Annotated in this window: 12 protein-coding genes; 5 read left to right on the top strand and 7 right to left on the bottom strand. The window is 62.3% G+C overall.

Annotated features, from left to right (window positions below):
• The first annotated feature begins 216 nt into the window (after nucleotides 1-216).
• The 3 genes from ASU23_RS05445 to ASU23_RS05435 all read left to right on the top strand — a co-directional run bounded on the left by ASU23_RS05445 (nucleotide 217) and on the right by ASU23_RS05435 (nucleotide 2,797).
• Nucleotides 217-1,080: a hypothetical protein gene (locus ASU23_RS05445; RefSeq protein WP_156423103.1), complete on the top strand. Its 864-nt coding sequence runs from the start codon at nucleotides 217-219 to the stop codon at nucleotides 1,078-1,080.
• Between the two features lie 738 nt (nucleotides 1,081-1,818).
• A complete protein-coding gene (locus ASU23_RS34465; protein ID WP_058037504.1) occupies nucleotides 1,819-2,007 on the top strand; it encodes a hypothetical protein in 189 nt (62 codons plus the stop codon).
• A gap of 115 nt (nucleotides 2,008-2,122) precedes the next feature.
• On the top strand, nucleotides 2,123-2,797 hold the full coding sequence (locus ASU23_RS05435; protein ID WP_172827024.1) for a HemK2/MTQ2 family protein methyltransferase: 675 nt from the start codon (nucleotides 2,123-2,125) through the stop codon (nucleotides 2,795-2,797).
• A gap of 1,066 nt (nucleotides 2,798-3,863) precedes the next feature.
• Here the strand turns inward: ASU23_RS05435 and ASU23_RS05430 are convergent.
• Together ASU23_RS05430 and ASU23_RS05425 are read right to left on the bottom strand one after the other, a co-directional pair.
• Nucleotides 3,864-4,952, bottom strand: coding sequence for a hypothetical protein (locus tag ASU23_RS05430; RefSeq protein ID WP_058037482.1), 1,089 nt, complete (start codon nucleotides 4,950-4,952; stop codon nucleotides 3,864-3,866).
• A gap of 216 nt (nucleotides 4,953-5,168) precedes the next feature.
• Nucleotides 5,169-6,053 (bottom strand): hypothetical protein, encoded by an 885-nt coding sequence (locus ASU23_RS05425; RefSeq protein WP_156423102.1) that lies wholly within the window; start codon nucleotides 6,051-6,053, stop codon nucleotides 5,169-5,171.
• A gap of 1,112 nt (nucleotides 6,054-7,165) precedes the next feature.
• Between ASU23_RS05425 and ASU23_RS33875 the strand changes: the two genes are divergently transcribed.
• Nucleotides 7,166-7,594, top strand: coding sequence for a hypothetical protein (locus ASU23_RS33875; RefSeq protein WP_156423101.1), 429 nt, complete (start codon nucleotides 7,166-7,168; stop codon nucleotides 7,592-7,594).
• A gap of 11 nt (nucleotides 7,595-7,605) precedes the next feature.
• On the opposite strand, the gene ASU23_RS05410 is transcribed toward ASU23_RS33875, so the two are convergent.
• From ASU23_RS05410 to ASU23_RS05390, 5 genes are all read right to left on the bottom strand, one after another.
• Nucleotides 7,606-8,757: a hypothetical protein gene (locus ASU23_RS05410; protein ID WP_216637117.1), complete on the bottom strand. Its 1,152-nt coding sequence runs from the start codon at nucleotides 8,755-8,757 to the stop codon at nucleotides 7,606-7,608.
• Nucleotides 8,754-9,956, bottom strand: a complete 1,203-nt coding sequence (locus tag ASU23_RS05405; RefSeq protein WP_058037478.1) for a sensor histidine kinase — start codon at nucleotides 9,954-9,956, stop codon at nucleotides 8,754-8,756. The genes ASU23_RS05410 and ASU23_RS05405 overlap by 4 nt, the downstream gene beginning before the upstream one ends.
• Nucleotides 9,953-10,555 (bottom strand): LuxR C-terminal-related transcriptional regulator, encoded by a 603-nt coding sequence (locus ASU23_RS05400; protein WP_253741223.1) that lies wholly within the window; start codon nucleotides 10,553-10,555, stop codon nucleotides 9,953-9,955. Before ASU23_RS05400 ends, ASU23_RS05405 begins: the two co-directional genes overlap by 4 nt.
• A gap of 300 nt (nucleotides 10,556-10,855) precedes the next feature.
• On the bottom strand, nucleotides 10,856-11,515 hold the full coding sequence (locus ASU23_RS05395; RefSeq protein WP_058037476.1) for a hypothetical protein: 660 nt from the start codon (nucleotides 11,513-11,515) through the stop codon (nucleotides 10,856-10,858).
• A 300-nt stretch (nucleotides 11,516-11,815) separates the two neighbouring features.
• Nucleotides 11,816-12,175 (bottom strand): hypothetical protein, encoded by a 360-nt coding sequence (locus ASU23_RS05390; RefSeq protein ID WP_058037475.1) that lies wholly within the window; start codon nucleotides 12,173-12,175, stop codon nucleotides 11,816-11,818.
• Between the two features lie 832 nt (nucleotides 12,176-13,007).
• On the opposite strand from ASU23_RS05390, the gene ASU23_RS05385 reads away from it, so the two are divergent.
• Nucleotides 13,008-14,945: a cutinase family protein gene (locus ASU23_RS05385; protein ID WP_082661348.1), complete on the top strand. Its 1,938-nt coding sequence runs from the start codon at nucleotides 13,008-13,010 to the stop codon at nucleotides 14,943-14,945.
• Nucleotides 14,946-15,523 lie beyond the last annotated feature (578 nt).

The following is a 15,523-nucleotide window of genomic DNA, read 5'->3' as shown; positions in this document are numbered from 1 at the left end:
TTGGATTGGCCTGCAGTTTCCGGTTGGTGCGTGCCTGGGTAGCCCGATCGGCGACTCGTTGCCTGTGCAACACTCCGCTGCAAGGCGTGGCTGTCCTGACCATTCCCCGGCGACATCGGCGTAGCAGAACTTCCCTCCGATTCGAGATGTCGGGGGCGATGCTGTCGTTTCGCTGATTTCGCTCGTGACCCGTGGTTGTCTGGTTATCGTGGTCTGATGACATTATCTCCGTCGTGGGTGGAGCTGGTCGGGAGAAATGCTGCGGCGGAGACGGTTTGCGTGTCGGGATCGATGCGCATGACCGGACAGGCGGGTGATCAGACCCCAGGCGGGGATTTCCGGTTCTGGCACGGCGCCGGAGGGCGGTGGCGCGTCGAGCGTGGTGGTGAGGTTGTCTACATGTCCAGCGTCGACGGGGAGGCGTTCGTGCGGATCGACAACGAGATGCAGCGCCATCGCGGCGGCTTCGGGGTTGTGCACCTGGGATCGATGTTCAGTCCGTTGGATCTGTTGGGGCCGGAGTCGGTGTTGCGGCGGATGAGCGTGCAGGGGACTGTATCCGAACCATGCCTGGATGTGGTCGGGGGAAGAGCCGCGTGGTCGATCACCATGACTCAGTCGTCGGGTGTGCCGGTTGATCTGGCGTTCGACAGTCGCACGGGTGTGCTCGTGCGACTGACCGGTCCGGAGGACGCCGGCGGTTTCGAGGTCCTCCATCTCACCGAGCACGGCCAGTTGGGTGCGGAGTTGTTTCGGTGGGACGGGCCGTCGGTGGATGCACCGATGTCTGCTCGGCGCCGCCCTGCCGGAGATCGCGAGCAGCGAGGTGCGTCGCGGGTAGAGGAGCTCACTGCGCTGGTAGCTGCTCTCGATCGTCCCCAGGAGGTGCTCGAGGTTGTAGTTGCCTCAAAGGGGGGAAGGGCTGCGCGTGAGGCGATCGCGGATCTTCTTGGTGTGTCGGCGGTCGGTGCGGAAGCGGTGGCGTCGATGGCGCTGATGGGGTTTCGGTCGGATGTGGCCCAGAGAGCGCGTGAGGAGTTGGCGGCGTTGCAGAGCCGTTCCCTCTGTGAGGGAGAGTAACGGCCAGACGCTGGGTGGCTCATCAGTGGTCGATAGTGTGGGGGGTCGGTCCCATTTGACGCGGATCGCCTTGGGGCAGGCGCTGATCGGTTCGGCGGCGAACGCAGTGGTGACGATCGGGGGCGTCATGTGAGGTTCGGCGCCAAGCTCGTCGAGTCTGTTGGGCCGGGAGGTGGGCAGTGTCCGTGGTCTCCACCTACCCACTTCGCCGGACGCGCGACGGGCAGGTGACGAAGTGTGTGTTGTACGCCAGTGAGGGACCGGGACAACAGTCGTCTCGGTCTGGCGCATCCCATCCCGGAGTCACGTTGGTGAAGCTCCGAGACGAGTGCGGTTCAGCGCTTGCGCCTGCCTGACGAAGCGGGGGTGCTGGTGGAATAGGTCTGGGAGACGGGCGTCCCGCCTCCCGTCGAGTGACCAGCCGGTCGACGGGCGCCCCACAGGCAACAATAGCTGCGAAATCCGCTACTGCACCGGGAGTTTCAATTTCAGGGACGGTGACTGGTGTGTCGGCGACGTCGACGGCGGACCGAGTGGATTGAACTGCGTGTCAGTTCGCAGGCTGCTTTTTCGACTGTACTCGTGTTGTGTTCTCGCTTGGGTTCGGGCGAGCTGCGATGGCTGGGATCGCTTCGGGTAGTGCGTGTTCGGTTTCTCCTTGTTCCATTGATTCTCTTCCCTGACGTTTCTGGTGAAAGTGATCTGGGTAACAAACCGGGGGTCGATGAGGAGGCTGTGATGGATGTGATTGTGTGGGCCGAGTCCGAGGAACGTGAGCGGTGGTGGCGACAGGTGATGGGCGTCGCGCCTGCAGGCGAGCGTGGCGTGGGTATTGAGGCTGGAGAGTTGACCACTAGCGGGTTTTCGGGGGCGTCGAGGAGGCGCGGATCGGCAGTCCGATCGATTCAGGGCGTGACCGCGGCCTGAGCACAGCCGCGTAGCCCAGGAGACTGATTCGAGCGGGAGATAATTGTCGATCGGTTTGCGTACGTGCTGTTCGGGGAATGGGCGTGTGCATGGTGCCAGAACCGAGGAGTCGATGATGATCGTGCGTTTGCCTGGTGTGTATCCACCTCAACAGGACACGTCCTTGCTGAACGATGCCCTGTTGGCGCATAGTCTGACACCGCGCACTCGGGTGTTGGATTTGTGCGCCGGTACGGGCGCGTTGTCCGTTGCCGCGGCCAAGGCGGGGGCCGGGCACGTTGTCGCGGTGGACATCGCGCGTCGTGCGTGTCTGAATGCGCGGCTCAATGCGGTCGCTGCCGGGAAGCGTATCGACGTTCGGCGTGGTGATCTGACGGCGGCGGTGCAGGGTGAGCTGTTCGACCTCGTCGTCTCCAACCCGCCGTATGTTCCAGCGTTGGGCGACGAGTTGCCTACGAGCGGTATCGAGCGTGCATGGGATGCCGGCAAAGACGGGCGGGCATTACTCGACAGGATCGCGTTGTCTTGCGCTGAAGTGTTGGCTCCGGGTGGGACGTTGCTGTTGCTGCAGTCAGCGCTGTGTGGTGTGCAGAAGACGGAGACGATCTTGGAAGAATGCGGTTTGACGGTGACTGTGGCGGCCAGGAGTTTCGTACCTTTCGGTCCCGTCATGCGTGCGCGCCGAGCGATTCTCGAGCAACGGGGTTTGATCGTGACCGGTCAGGATACTGAGGAACTCGTGGTTCTCCGCGCCACCAAATCAGCTCCTTCGACCAGCACGATGGCATGACGGCGAGGCATCGGTGTGCCGCGGCGCTGACGCCATCACTCTGGGGACTTCCGTTCCTGCCGCGTACACGAGCGGGACACGACGCAGACGTAGTGGGGTATCAGCGGGCAGGTGTCGGGGTGCGCACTGACAATATTGTGGGTGCGAGGGCGCGAATCGCTTCTCCGGCAAGGGTGTTGACTGCATGAGCGACTGCGTTGTGCCCGTGTCTCGGTTGCTGGGCGATATCACGCGGTATCTCGGTGTGGCCCAAACATCATCTCTGACACATGCTCAACGACACCAACCGGTCACCGGCATCAGCCAAGATTCACGGAGCGTTCGCCCCGGCGATCTCTACATCGCCCTACCCGGTCGGACCCACCACGGGGGCGCCCTCGCTGCGAGGCAGCGGCGAGGGAGGTCTCACTACTCCGCGCAGCCATGTCCGTCCGCCGCTTGGGGCGTGCACGGCAGCGTGGCGAGATCGGCGATGATGATGGCATTGTGGGTTCTTGGCTCGTCGAAATTTGGTAATCGCCGACCCCACCAGAATCCCGTTTCTGCATTTTCTGCCAGGCGTGCGCCGGCAATCGCGAGTTCTCAAACGCCTTCAGAGATTGCTGCTTCCAGGGGTTTGGAGGGCTTCAGCGGTTGATTCTGACTCCTCGTGGCGTGTTTAGCCGCCGTAAACGGTCACAAAGAGCGACCAGGACGCGGTACCCTCCGCTCTGAATGTGCCGTCATGGTCGTGTCGCGGTCGCGCACATGTTGGGCAGGCACTGTTTCATGTTCGCCACTGAGCGGTGCTGCTGTGACGAAGCGGTTTTCGGGCGTCGGCGTATGCGCCCGGCAGAGACGAAGGGTCCATTGTGCGTCGAAAAAGCGACTCTATCGGCACACTCGACTTTGCCCGTCACCGAGCGGCTGTGACCGCCAAACCTTCGGAGCCTAACACTTTTGAATGATCCTGAACGCGAACAGGTATCGAGCATATCGGCTGGTCAGATACGCTCGATATCTGCCACTGGTCTCAGGCTGCTCGGCACTGCTCGATAGCGGTTTTTCGTATGAACATGAATCTGTATCAGCAGGCGATGATGATGTTGGGGTCGGTCTTCATGTCCAACCATTTGCCGTAGGCGTCGTCGTTTTCCCGGTGGACGTCGGCGCATACCTCGGCCTGTGTATAGCCAGCGGGTTTGTAAACCGCGTAGATCGGGTTTCCCTCGTTGCTCTCCTGTCGGAGGGATGGGCAGGAGTGGTCGGTGCGCAGGTACTTCGCGCCGGGGTGCGCGGCGAGGGCATTTCCCACTTCGGTGGCATAGTTTCCGGGCTTGGTTGCGCTGTAGACGACCACGATCCCGAGACCATCGCACGTGGGTTGGGTGATAGGCGTCGACAGCCCGAGATCTCCTGACCCACCGACGGTATTGCCGGAGTCGTCGGCGCAGTGGGTGAAGCTGCTCAGTTCGGCTTCGGGAACGCCATCTGCCCGCGCTTGGGTGGGGCACATTGTGGTCGGGAACGATGTGTAGACAACCCACTTGCCGGCGACCACACGGACCAAAGAGGAGGAGTCGCCCAGAAGGTTCCAGACCACGTACGCCCACTGTCCGTGGCAACGGATTTGGCCACCAATATCGCGACTGAGATCGGTCTCGATGGCGTCAGCAGTGCACGGTGGCGTCGCTGTTGCGGTGGCATTGACTGCTCCGTCGCCCGTAACGACAACAAGTGTGAGGGCACCGTTCTCGCACTTCGATCCATAGCCGGCCAACTGGGAGGCGACAGCGGTCGGGCTCACGCACGTCCAGCCATCGAACATCGCTGACATGGTGTTGCCCTGGCGGGTGATCACCGGATCGTTGTAGTAGCGGTTGATGAGCGCCACAGCATCGGTACAGGTGATTGCACCAGTCTCTACGACCACGGTGCCGGGGGTGCCAGCCGGGAAAGTGACGGTGCCGCAGGTGCTTCCGGGGGTGGCGAGCGCGTCGGTAGTTGGTTGACGGTTCGGTTGTTGCGCCGGCTGGGAGGACGCGCTTGCCGTCTCGGGCTGGGCACTGACGGCCTGGCCGGATGTTGAACAGGCGGTTGCCACGAGGGTCATACCGACGATCGCTGTAATCGTTGCGCGTCGCAAGCCGAGTAGCTGTGCTGCCTTGTGCCGCATGCATCTCCCTGATGAGTCTGGTCAGTTCGACGATCTGACCTGTAGTCGCGTGGTTCCAGGCTTTTGTTACACCAACGGCCTGGTATCGGGGCGCATGCTCTGCACATCCTTACCTATAGACGAGCGCCGGCATTACTCCGGCGCGAGAGCAGATGATGCAAGTCTCTTCTGCGATTCTGCACGGTTCAGCGTCGGTGCCGCCGGTTGGTGGTTTAGCTAGCATCCGCCGAGCGGGGTTGCCACGAATTTCTTGGTGCCACCACGAACCTGAGTGACGGTGTCGGAGTCGCTGAGAGCACCAATTTTCGCGTTCTCGAACTGGAAACCTAAGTACATGGTCGGCTTACTGGGCTGGCTGACCACGAGGACTGGGCCGAGGTCATTCACTTGCTCGATCACATCGTCGCTGAAGGCGTTGCGTACCTGGGCGGGGGTGCTGCCTGTTCCCACTCCGTAAATTGGCCGTGAGCCCACCGCGCCGACAACTGCGTCATTTTTCACGTTGATTGCAGCGGTGGTCCCGTCGTAGTAGACGGTGCAATCGCCACCGACAGTCCTCATGTTAGTTTCGTCGATACCGTGGCTGGCCAGTTCTGATTCCACGGTGCCGGTGACAATGTTGCCGTAGCCGCCAAAAGTTATCGCTCCTGCTGAGGTAGGGGAGCGCGTGGTAGAAACTGCTGACGAGGTGGCTGCGGCGACTGAATTTCCTGCGTTTGTGCACATGAGAAATGGTTCGGTGACGAATTCTTTCGTACCACTCCAAATCTCGTAATGATTGAAACCGTCTGCTCCGATGGAGAAGGCCAAATATCGGTCAGGATGGTTCGGATCGCTAACTAGCAGGTCGGTGTTTTGTGGTGACCTGAAATTTGGCGTCGAAGTGAAAGTAGCTTCAGGATAGGCAGTTCTGATGTCCTGTTCGCTCGACGCGGATGTGATCCCGCTTGATGTCGAGGTGCTATTAGCGCCGACTATTTTGCCGTCGATAGTGAATATTTCAACGGTTGCGCCGTAGTTGCCGATCGAGTAGCGCATGCACCCGTCCACTGGTTCCCCGGCGGGGGTAATTCCCTGGGCAAGAAGGTCCGCTTCGCTCATTCCGGCCACCACTGGTCCAGCCCCACCGAAAGTCAGTGCCCAATCAGCTGGGGTCCTATTAGTGGATCCCGACAATGAATCGTCGAAACCACCGCAACCGGACAATGTCAAAGCCCCAGCGATACCCACAACCGCCGCGATCTGGAACCTCGAGACCATGCGTTGATGAACCCTTCTGATTAGTCGATGCACGCATCTTCACGATCGACGCAGCGTGTGTGGCGAACTCTAACTGGTGACCTCACGATGAACCAGGCCAAGATTGTCGATCAAGGGTGAGTGCTGTTCGGGTTTGCTGCGGGCGGGACGAGTTTGAACTGCCGCAATTGCGCTTTGATGGATTCGGGCCATGTTACGCGGTTCTTTGCCAGGTACCAGGCCGCTATACCGGATGCGACTGCGAGGATAATCCATACGATACTACCGCCGAGTTGCGACCCGAAGTCGTTGCTGGACGAGGCTTTTCCTGTCGCTAGGTCGTACTCCGTGGTTGTCGTCACTCCTTCGACTGAGAAGGTCCAGAATGCAGGGATGGCAAACAGTACTGTCAGGGCTCGCGCAACATGATAGGGGCGAAGTTCGAAAGCCATAGGTTCCTCCGAAAGGCATGTTCAGGTTTGGAGTTCGTGAGGTTGAGCGGGTGAGAGAGTTTTGACAGTAGTTGAACTTGGAGGGATCGCCGAGACGGCAAAAGTAGGGGCACACGCCGTCGTGAATAAGTAAATCAACGACCAGATACTCTTTACCCTTACGTAAGAGAGCGCAGGGTCGAGCAGTTGTGTGCTGAGTGAGCCCGATGGCGAGGTCGACTGTCCATCCGATTCCTCCGGGAACTTGCCCTCGAATGCCAGAAGAAATAGGTACTTTATCCGATGCCTTGGGCAACGCCAGGACCGGTACCTTAAATTGAGTACGGTGGTGCGCTAGGGTTATCGGCTGTTGCTTCACTGATGCAGATTCCGCGCTACCGTCAGGACCAAACCCCGTATTTGTCAATCAGAGGGTGCCACGTTTTCTCTGCGGTCGACGATGCAGTTAATGGAGACATCCCCTTACCGCACCACTGCGGACTGATCCAGGATGGACAATGAATTTAAGTAGAGGAGATATTCATGACGCGGAGTAGCTCGGTCGGCGCCCTTGCTGTTGGTGCTCTGATGTTTGGTGTGGTGTTGCTCACCGGATGTGGGAACGAAAACTCTACTGAGTCCAGCGCCACGCGCTTCGAGCGTCTTTGCAGCCAGTTCTGCGAAGACGGCGAAGAACTTGCCGACATCACGTGCACGAAGGCACACGGCAGTAACTGCTTGGCTGTAGTGGAGGATAAAGCCGATTTTGCGCATAGGATTACTCAAGTCGGTATCGCCGCAGGTTCGGTTCAGGGCCAGGCTCTCACTGTCAGCGAATCAGCACAGGCTTTTGAGAACGCCGGGTGTGGGATGGGTTCGATGTCAACGGGTTCCGCGAACTACTGCAAGAGCAGCTTGTCGACCTTCGAGGCTTCCTTCAACGAACTTCTCGACAGACTCAACCAGCGGTAGTCCGAATCCGATCACGGCTCGTCCAGCGCGTCGTCGCCTCCGCGATTGGTCCCCTCTGCCCGATTCGGGAGGAGCGACGCGGTGGCCAGATCGATGAGCGTGTCGGGGACAAGGAGGGCGAGTCCGTCCTGCCCGTACTCGCTGCGGGTGGTGTCGTCGCTGCGTCGGTGCAGGATGGTCAGCAGGGTATCGCGTTGTGGGGGAGACACTCTGACGGTCAGTGTGCCGTCGGCGGCTTCGGTGAGGGCTGCGAGGACTGCAGTGATGATCTGTTCGCGGACGGGGTCTGCGGTTTGGTCCATGCCGTGGTCGTCGAGCAGGATGACGTCGACTCCACGCGCCCGTGCCGCCCTGGCTGCGGCGGCGACGTCGGCGGTGTCGAGAATGGGGGCTCGGAGGGTGTCGCGTAGGTGCGCTTCGAGGAGGGTGCAGGCCCGTTGTTGCTCGTCGGTGATGTCCTCGTCTGTGGCGAGGTGTTCGAGGAGGGGGCGGGCCAGGTTGTCGAGTCGTCGTAGTTGTTGGTCGCGTTCGTCGAGGATCGCGGTGTCGGCGGCTTCGGCGGCGACGCGGATGATGGTTTGTTCGCGCAGTGCGAAGATGTCGCGGGCGGCGGGACGGATGGTCCAGGCGAAGAACGTCGCCATCAACAGTGGGGCGAGGTTGATGATGGAGATTCCGATGCCGTAGCCGGCGCCTTGTCCGGTTCGTTGCGCCCACCAGGCGCAACTTGCCAGGGTTGCGGTCATCCCGAGCCATGCCCACCAAGTCCGTCCGCGGACACACATATAGGTGTAGATCGCGGTCGCGGCGGAGAGAGGCCAGAGTTGTAGTAGACCGTCGATCGGGATCGGTACGACCGCGAACACCAGATTGAGGCTGATCGGTCCCGCCAGCGTCAGCGCAAGAGTTGTCCGATACGGCAGTGGATCACCGGCGGTCCGGATGAGAGCTATTGCGGCGGCACTGACCACAATCCAAGCTGATGTTTCGGCCCATAACGACTTTGCTGTGGGGGCTGTGGTGAGCGCGAGGAGAAGGAACGTCGCGATGAACGCGCCGACGACTACAGTGGCCGCGGCGGTGCGTAGCCCGAGGAGTTCGCGGACATCGCGGGTGTCGGAGGTTTGATGTTTCGCGCGCGATGCGGTGCGGTCGTCGGTCATGGCGCTGTCCATTCGATGTGCACGGTGGTGCCGCGTCCAGGTTCGGAGTCCACCCGCGCTGATCCACCGGCGATGGGTCGCATTCGTCCGAGGATGCTGACGGCGATGCCCAGGCGGTGTGGGGGGATCGAGGTGTGGTCGAATCCGACGCCGTCGTCGGCGATGGCGATGCTGATGCTGTCGGACTGTAAGGCTGCGGTGACTGTTCGGGTGGCCCGTGGTCCGGCGTGGAGGTGACTGTTGCGCAGTGCTTCGGAGAGCGCACCGCTCATGGACCGGACGGTGCTCACGGGAATCCGCAAGGTTTCTGCAGTCTCGGTGCCGGTTACGACGAACGAAGTGTTGGGGTCGATATCGACTGTAGCGGTGCGTAGTTGGGCGAGGGTCTCGTCGAGGCCGATGGACTGATCGGGATCGCTGACGGTGTGCAGTTCGTCGAGTTCACGCAAGGTCGTTGAGGCGAGGGCACGGACATTCTCTCGGTGTACTGGCCGTGACGCGGTCAGGAGGGTGGCGATCACTCCGTCGTGGATGAGGGCGTCGAAGCGTTCACGTTCGACGGCGCGGGCCCGTTGGGCGGCAGCGCTTGCGGCGGCGGCGTGCGTGGCATTGGTGGTGGCGTCGAGTAGCCGGCCGGTGCGTAGTGCCATCGCGGCTCCGCCGACGAACAAGGTGCAGAACATGATCGCGAAGGTGATGTCCGGGATCAGCATCGGCGCGGATGCGTTGACTCGGGCGGCGAGGTTGATCATTTGCACTGTGGTACAGCCGATCACGAGATGGATAAAGGCAACGCTCGTCGGCCAGGCGATGACGGCGGCGAGGCTGGCCAGGCCGGGGAACGCGGCCAGCCACACGCCGTCATCGCCTGGCAGTTGGGCCCCGGTCCATGCCAGGGGCCAGGTGAACGCGGCCGCGAGGAAGGCCAGTGCGGCCGCGGCGGCTGCCGAGCGCATCGCTGCGGTGCTGCGGCGGAAGGAGAGCAGGCCGGGCAGCATGCCGGACCCGAACACGACCACGACAGCGAGAGGTGTCCACCATCGATGCATGTGCGGTGTCGTGGTGGTGATCGAGGGGTACAGCAGTGCGAGGTAGGCGAGGTAGCCGACGCTGGTGAAGCGGGCGAACATGCGCAGGATGCGATCGGTGTTCGCCCGGCCGACGCCCGTCGCGGCGGATGGCACGGCCGGGCTGGTCATCGCAGTCCGCGTTCGGGGACCGGGAGCCACCCGTCTTCGACGGCGCGTTTGTAGAGGTCGGTTTTGGTGTTCGCGGGGCGTCCGGCGTCGGCGTATTTGGCGCGGATACGTCCGAGGTAGTCGTTGACGGTGTGGGTGGTCAATCCGGTCAGGCGAGCCACGCGGTCGGCCTTTTCCCCGGAGGCGTAGAGGGCGAGCACATCACGCTGACGCGGGCTGAGATCGACCTCGGCCAAATGGGGGTCACCGTCGACGGCAGCGGCCCACTCCGTGGTCACGACTGGTTCGCCCGCGACGGCGGCGATGATCGCGGCCACGACGACATCGACGGTCTCGGATTTGCGCACCACACCGAGGACGCCGGCCTTGGCCGCCAAACGCACGAGGTACGGATTTTCGGCGCCGGTGAAGATCAGGGTTTCCAGACCCGCGGCGCGGAGCTCGTCGACGTTGGTTTTCGGGGACGATCCGTCTGCGAGGCGTAGGTCGAGGATCGCCAGATCCAACGCGACCTCCTGGGCGAGTAGTGCGGAGACGGTGGGTGCTGAGGCGCACACGGACAGGGACGGGTACGGGGCGAGCATCGCCTCGAGGCCCATGACGACCGCCTCATGGTCCTCGACGACACCGATGCGGTGGACCGTGTCGGTGGGGGAGTAGGAGGGGGTATCGGTCACGTGGTGGACTCCGCTGCGCGTGTGAACAGGATCGACAGAACATAGCAGGGAGTTCGGAACGGGAAGTCGGTTTGCGGGTGTTCTCAGGCGCAGTGCACAGCGCGGGACCATTCGCTGATATGTCAGGCATCTGGTCCGCCACGATCGCGGATGGGCAGGTCGAGACGGGAATGGATTCAGGCACGACAGTGGGTGCCGGTGATGATGTCTGCTTCTTGTCGGTCACATCCTGATGATCGCGCCGGCGACGGGCGTGTCGGCGAGGTAGGCGTTCGGTGCGAGCGATCGAACGGCGTCGGCGATGTCGCCGCGGAGGCGCTCGATCGTTTCGCCGGCGACCAGGACGCCGTGCTGCGAGTGCGCGGAGACGAAGTCGAGGCGCCCGCTTGCACTTGAGGCATTGTCTTGAAGGGAGATGACTGCAGTGAACAAGTCGGGCGCTGCGACCGAGCCGAACCGCACACTGATCCGCCGGTCGGTGTTCTCGATCAGGTACAGGCCGAAGTGTTGGGCCGAGGGCCCAGGACCAGGCTGCAGTGTGTGAAGGAGATGTTCCCGGATCACTACGCTGCGGACGGGCGCCGAGAACAGCAATGCATGATCGAGCGCGAATCGGCCGTACCCCGAGACAGACTCGGCGGTAGGGCTTTCGGATCCACCGGTATATCGGGCGGGGACTGCGCGCAGGCTGTCCCAGGTGGTGTTCTTCTTGCGCATCCGATCCGAGACAAACCACACCGTGAGGCCGAGGGCGGTCAGCAAGAGCATCCACGCGATGTCGTCGTTGTAGAAACCGGTGATCCCTTTGACGCCGACAATCAGAATTGGAACAGCTCCGATGGCCCGGACGACGAGATACGGTCTGATGCCGGTGGCGTTCATGCGATGGTCCTCACCCCGTTGTGGACAGTACAGCGATACCGAAAACCTGGGGCGGCTCAGCGTTCGCACGTCATCGTTCGACCGTAGAACGGGTAGAAGTCGGCCGCGAGACAGCAGAATTGGGGGCACAGTACGTGCATGCCCTCTGCCCGACAGTGTCACCGAATGTAAACGACCGTAAGGTTCTCGCACCTGCCTCCGACGGTGACAGGCCGAGCGGATGCTGGCACGGCGGCCGTGCAATCGTGACACGTGCTCGGCGCCCTTTCAAAGAATGGGGATTGAGAGCGCAGTAGTCGGTCAGGGAACGATCCACAGTCCGGCGCCGGGGAGAACGGTGATCGGGCTTCCGGCGCCGCTGGTGGTGACGGTGGCAACCAGGACACCCGAACCGGTGATTGCGGTGGCTCCGGTAGCGGGTAATCCGAACCACAAGTTCGAGGTGCCTGCAACGCCCGTGGTGAGGTTGCGCCAGTGGACCATGCACGCGCAGATGCCTTCGGTGCCACGGAATTCGGTGATTCCGGGGCGTTCGGTGTCGGTGGTGGCCGTGACATGTTGCCCGACCAGAGGTCCGCCGAGCCCGGTCGGGCCGGTGGCGAGGCCGGCGACCGGGATGGGCAGCACAGTGTCGACGGGTTCCGCCGAAGCGCGGGACATGCTTGTGACGACCGCAGTTACAAGGATCGCCAGAACGACGATCCCTACTCTTCGGCAGAGAGCGACCCGTCGGAGCGACCGTGCGCGTGAGAGAGGAACGTCGCGTGACGCCGACGACGGCAGAGGGGAAATTCCTACCCGGCGATGATATTTCATGCGGTCCTCCCGAGAGATGAGACGCGGGGTGCACCGGGTGGTTTCACCAGTCCCAGCGCACACACTGTTCGGACTGACCTCGAGTGCACATCGCGCAAACACAAGTTCGTCACAGTGTGTACCAGTAGTTACCCCGTTTCCGGCCCCGACAACCACGACATGTAGACGATTGCCATCGAGCAGTCGGGCGCGCGACTCGGCGCGCGTCGAGACTTTCATCCGGTATAGGACGAACCCAGGTGCTCCCATGCACGAGATCGGGCAGCAGGTGCCTCGTCGCTCGGCCGCTGACCCTTCGCGCCGCCAGCGATGAGTGTGTGGTCGACGGGTGCTGACAGCGACTACGGCGCATACACATTCGGTGATACGAGCGGGGGACAGCTTCCAGGGACGCCCCTTCGGGAGGCGTCCGCATCGTCGTGCACGCCGGAAGGTATCGCACGGGGGCGTGTATGGGGAGACCACAGAATTGGGGGCATGCGCGAGGGGTGGGCTGTCGACTGAGATACATCTGATCGGGTGACGCTAACGAGGGACGAAAACACTCCGGAACCGGCACATCGCTACACCCGATCCTACCGAAACATTCGACACGTCTCGCTCGTGCACGGAAACAGCGCACACCGCACCTCAGTGCACAGGTGCACCGACGGCAGTGAAGGGATGACGAGAACACATGAGGACACGATTACAGCAGCGGCCTACCGGCCGCACTGGATCCGCCGGCGGGCATCGACGGAATGCGGTGCTTGCGCTGCTGAGCCTGCTGGTAGCCGTGGCCACGATCTCGGCGCCGATCGCCCAGGCACAAGAATCGGCATCGCAGCAATCGAGTGTGTTGTTCGTGGTCGATACCTCGGGATCGATGTCGGGATCCCCACTGACGCAAGCGAAAGAGGCGCTGCGCGCAGGGATCGACGCGCTCGCTCCCGGCCAGGCCGCCGGGCTGCGTAGTTTCAGCGGCAGCTGCGGCGACGGTGGCCGGTTGTTGGTTCCTGTCGCCACCGACAACAAAGACCAACTCAATGCCGCGACAACGCAACTCTCCGCCGACGGTGGTACCCCCACACCGGACGCCCTGAGGGCAGCAGCGCGCGACCTGCCGGCCAGCGGGGACCGCACCATCGTGTTGATCAGCGACGGACAGAGCAGCTGCGGAAACCCCTGTGCCGTTGCCCAAGAGATCAAGAACGATCTCGGTGTCGACTTCCGCGTCCATGCCGTCGGTTTCAACGCCCCGACCAATGCCGAGAGCGAGCTGAGCTGCATCGCCAATGCCACCGGCGGGCAGTACTTCACCGCCACCAACACCGACGAGCTCGCCGCAGCCATCTCCGCGGCAGTGGAAACGACCAACCCCGCCGAATGCGATGACGTGTACTTCGTCGGCGTCCGCGGATCCAGCGAGAAAGGTGAGGACGGTCAAGGGCCGGACACAACACTCGAAGAGTACGAGTCCGCGACCTTCGATCCTGTCTACACCAAAGATTCCGGCCCCAACGCCCGCACCACGGGGATGGGTGAACCCGTGAAAGCCGTCTTCGACGAACTGCACCATCAGGGCGAAGCCGGCACCCCGGAGATCGCATCGATGCAGGCCCGCGCGATCCGCTATCCCGCGATTCCGGTCAATCTCCTCGACCTCTCCTACATCGATCGGTACCAACGATCCGTCGCGGTCGGTGCCGACAACCTCGCGAAGGAACTGCGGCTGATCGCCTCGCACTGCCATCAGGCGTCCGTGGTGCTCGCCGGTTATTCTCAGGGCGCCGACGTGATCAACAAGACCATGGGCAACGCCCACCGCAGCGGCGAGACGTCGCTGTTCACTCAGGTGAAGAAGATCGTCGTCATCGGCGATCCCTCGCATCAACCCAACCGCGCCGAAAACGTCGGGGGATGGAGCAAGTTGGGCTCGACGAACGGCTCCGGCGCCTCGGTCTCGGCGTCGATCGCTGATCCTGATGCACTGAAATTCAAGGATGCCCACGCCGGACTTGTGTCCTCGATCTGCATGATCGGTGATCTGGTGTGCGATACCAGTTCGTTGGCGGTCCACGAAGCGATCGCGTCGAAATTCGGTTCGCAGACCATGACCCACACCCTGTACTCGGCATTGTCGATGCAATGCCCGGCAGTGAGCAACGCCTGGCAGTACGGCACCGACTGCAGTGGTCAAATACTGTTCACCGCGCTGGGGCACACCGCGGTGCCACGTTCACACGGCGGGCTCAGTGCCGATCAGGTTGTCGTGCAGTCCGGTACGCACCTGTGGGCCGGTTTCGTCGCGATTCGCGGCGCTGTGGGGCAGGTGACGAAGGTGGGCAAGTTCGTCGGAACGCTGTTCTCCGATCCGGTCGAGGTCGGAACGTTCGAGGTGAACGACGACGGTGTGGCGATCCTCGATTTCGTCGTTCCGAACGTTCCGCCTGGTGAGCATCATCTGGAACTGCGCGGCGACGACGGCAGCGTGTACCGACTGCCGATCCTCGTCACCGAGACACCGGTCACCGATGGACCCTTAGGGTATGTCGTCGACGGCACGACGGTGCACGTCCCCGACGCTACCGGGACGGGAAGCGTCGGCAGTTCGGGCAGTATCTTCGGCAGCTGACGACATAGTCTTCGTGTCAGCGACTGTTGTCCCGGTGCCGCGAAGGTACCGGGACAACAGTCGTCTCGGTCCGGCGTGGCCCCGTCCGGCGATAGCGCCGGCGAAGCACTCGGACATGAGAGTGATTCATGGTGGGGCTGATGTCAGGCGAAGAGGTGACGAGTTGCAGACGGGGCATGTAACGGGCGAGATTTATGGGGGCGTCCCGCCTCCCGTCGAGTGACCAGCCGGTCGACGGGCGCCCACAGGAAACATAACTGCGAAACCCGCTACTGCACAATAATTCCCCGATTCTCAAGGGGCAGGCCGGGTACGTCGGCGGCGCCAGAGAGTTCCGCTGAGTGATGCGATCTGTGCGCGGTGAGCGGCTGTTTTGCCCCTGTGGGAAGCCTGCTGACAGAATTCGGGCACGCGTGTAAGCCGACGTGGAGACTCACGACCGACAGGAGCGATTGGTATGTCCTGGTCCCGATTCGAGATGGTCCTCCGCCCGCTATCGGACTTGTTGTAGCAGAGTATTTTTCGCGGGCGACCGGGATGTTTGCGGTGAGGGTTCTCGATGCTCGCCGTGAAGGAGG

This window comes from Rhodococcus sp. KB6, from assembly GCF_001445685.1.
Classification (GTDB): domain Bacteria; phylum Actinomycetota; class Actinomycetes; order Mycobacteriales; family Mycobacteriaceae; genus Rhodococcus_F; species Rhodococcus_F qingshengii.
Note: the sequence above shows the minus strand (reverse complement) of the source record. Positions and strands in the feature narration are given on the sequence as shown.

What these genes read in the sequence shown, in the direction of transcription:
- ASU23_RS05445 (WP_156423103.1), top strand. Translation starts at nt 217, where the DNA reads ATGACATTATCTCCGTCGTGGGTGGAGCTGGTCGGGAGAAATGCTGCG.
- ASU23_RS34465 (WP_058037504.1), top strand. Translation starts at nt 1,819, where the DNA reads ATGGATGTGATTGTGTGGGCCGAGTCCGAGGAACGTGAGCGGTGGTGG.
- ASU23_RS05435 (WP_172827024.1), top strand. Translation starts at nt 2,123, where the DNA reads ATGATCGTGCGTTTGCCTGGTGTGTATCCACCTCAACAGGACACGTCC.
- ASU23_RS05430 (WP_058037482.1), bottom strand. Translation starts at nt 4,952, where the DNA reads ATGCGGCACAAGGCAGCACAGCTACTCGGCTTGCGACGCGCAACGATT.
- ASU23_RS05425 (WP_156423102.1), bottom strand. Translation starts at nt 6,053, where the DNA reads ATGAGCGAAGCGGACCTTCTTGCCCAGGGAATTACCCCCGCCGGGGAA.
- ASU23_RS33875 (WP_156423101.1), top strand. Translation starts at nt 7,166, where the DNA reads ATGACGCGGAGTAGCTCGGTCGGCGCCCTTGCTGTTGGTGCTCTGATG.
- ASU23_RS05410 (WP_216637117.1), bottom strand. Translation starts at nt 8,757, where the DNA reads ATGACCGACGACCGCACCGCATCGCGCGCGAAACATCAAACCTCCGAC.
- ASU23_RS05405 (WP_058037478.1), bottom strand. Translation starts at nt 9,956, where the DNA reads ATGACCAGCCCGGCCGTGCCATCCGCCGCGACGGGCGTCGGCCGGGCG.
- ASU23_RS05400 (WP_253741223.1), bottom strand. Translation starts at nt 10,555, where the DNA reads ATGGGCCTCGAGGCGATGCTCGCCCCGTACCCGTCCCTGTCCGTGTGC.
- ASU23_RS05395 (WP_058037476.1), bottom strand. Translation starts at nt 11,515, where the DNA reads ATGAACGCCACCGGCATCAGACCGTATCTCGTCGTCCGGGCCATCGGA.
- ASU23_RS05390 (WP_058037475.1), bottom strand. Translation starts at nt 12,175, where the DNA reads ATGTCCCGCGCTTCGGCGGAACCCGTCGACACTGTGCTGCCCATCCCG.
- ASU23_RS05385 (WP_082661348.1), top strand. Translation starts at nt 13,008, where the DNA reads ATGAGGACACGATTACAGCAGCGGCCTACCGGCCGCACTGGATCCGCC.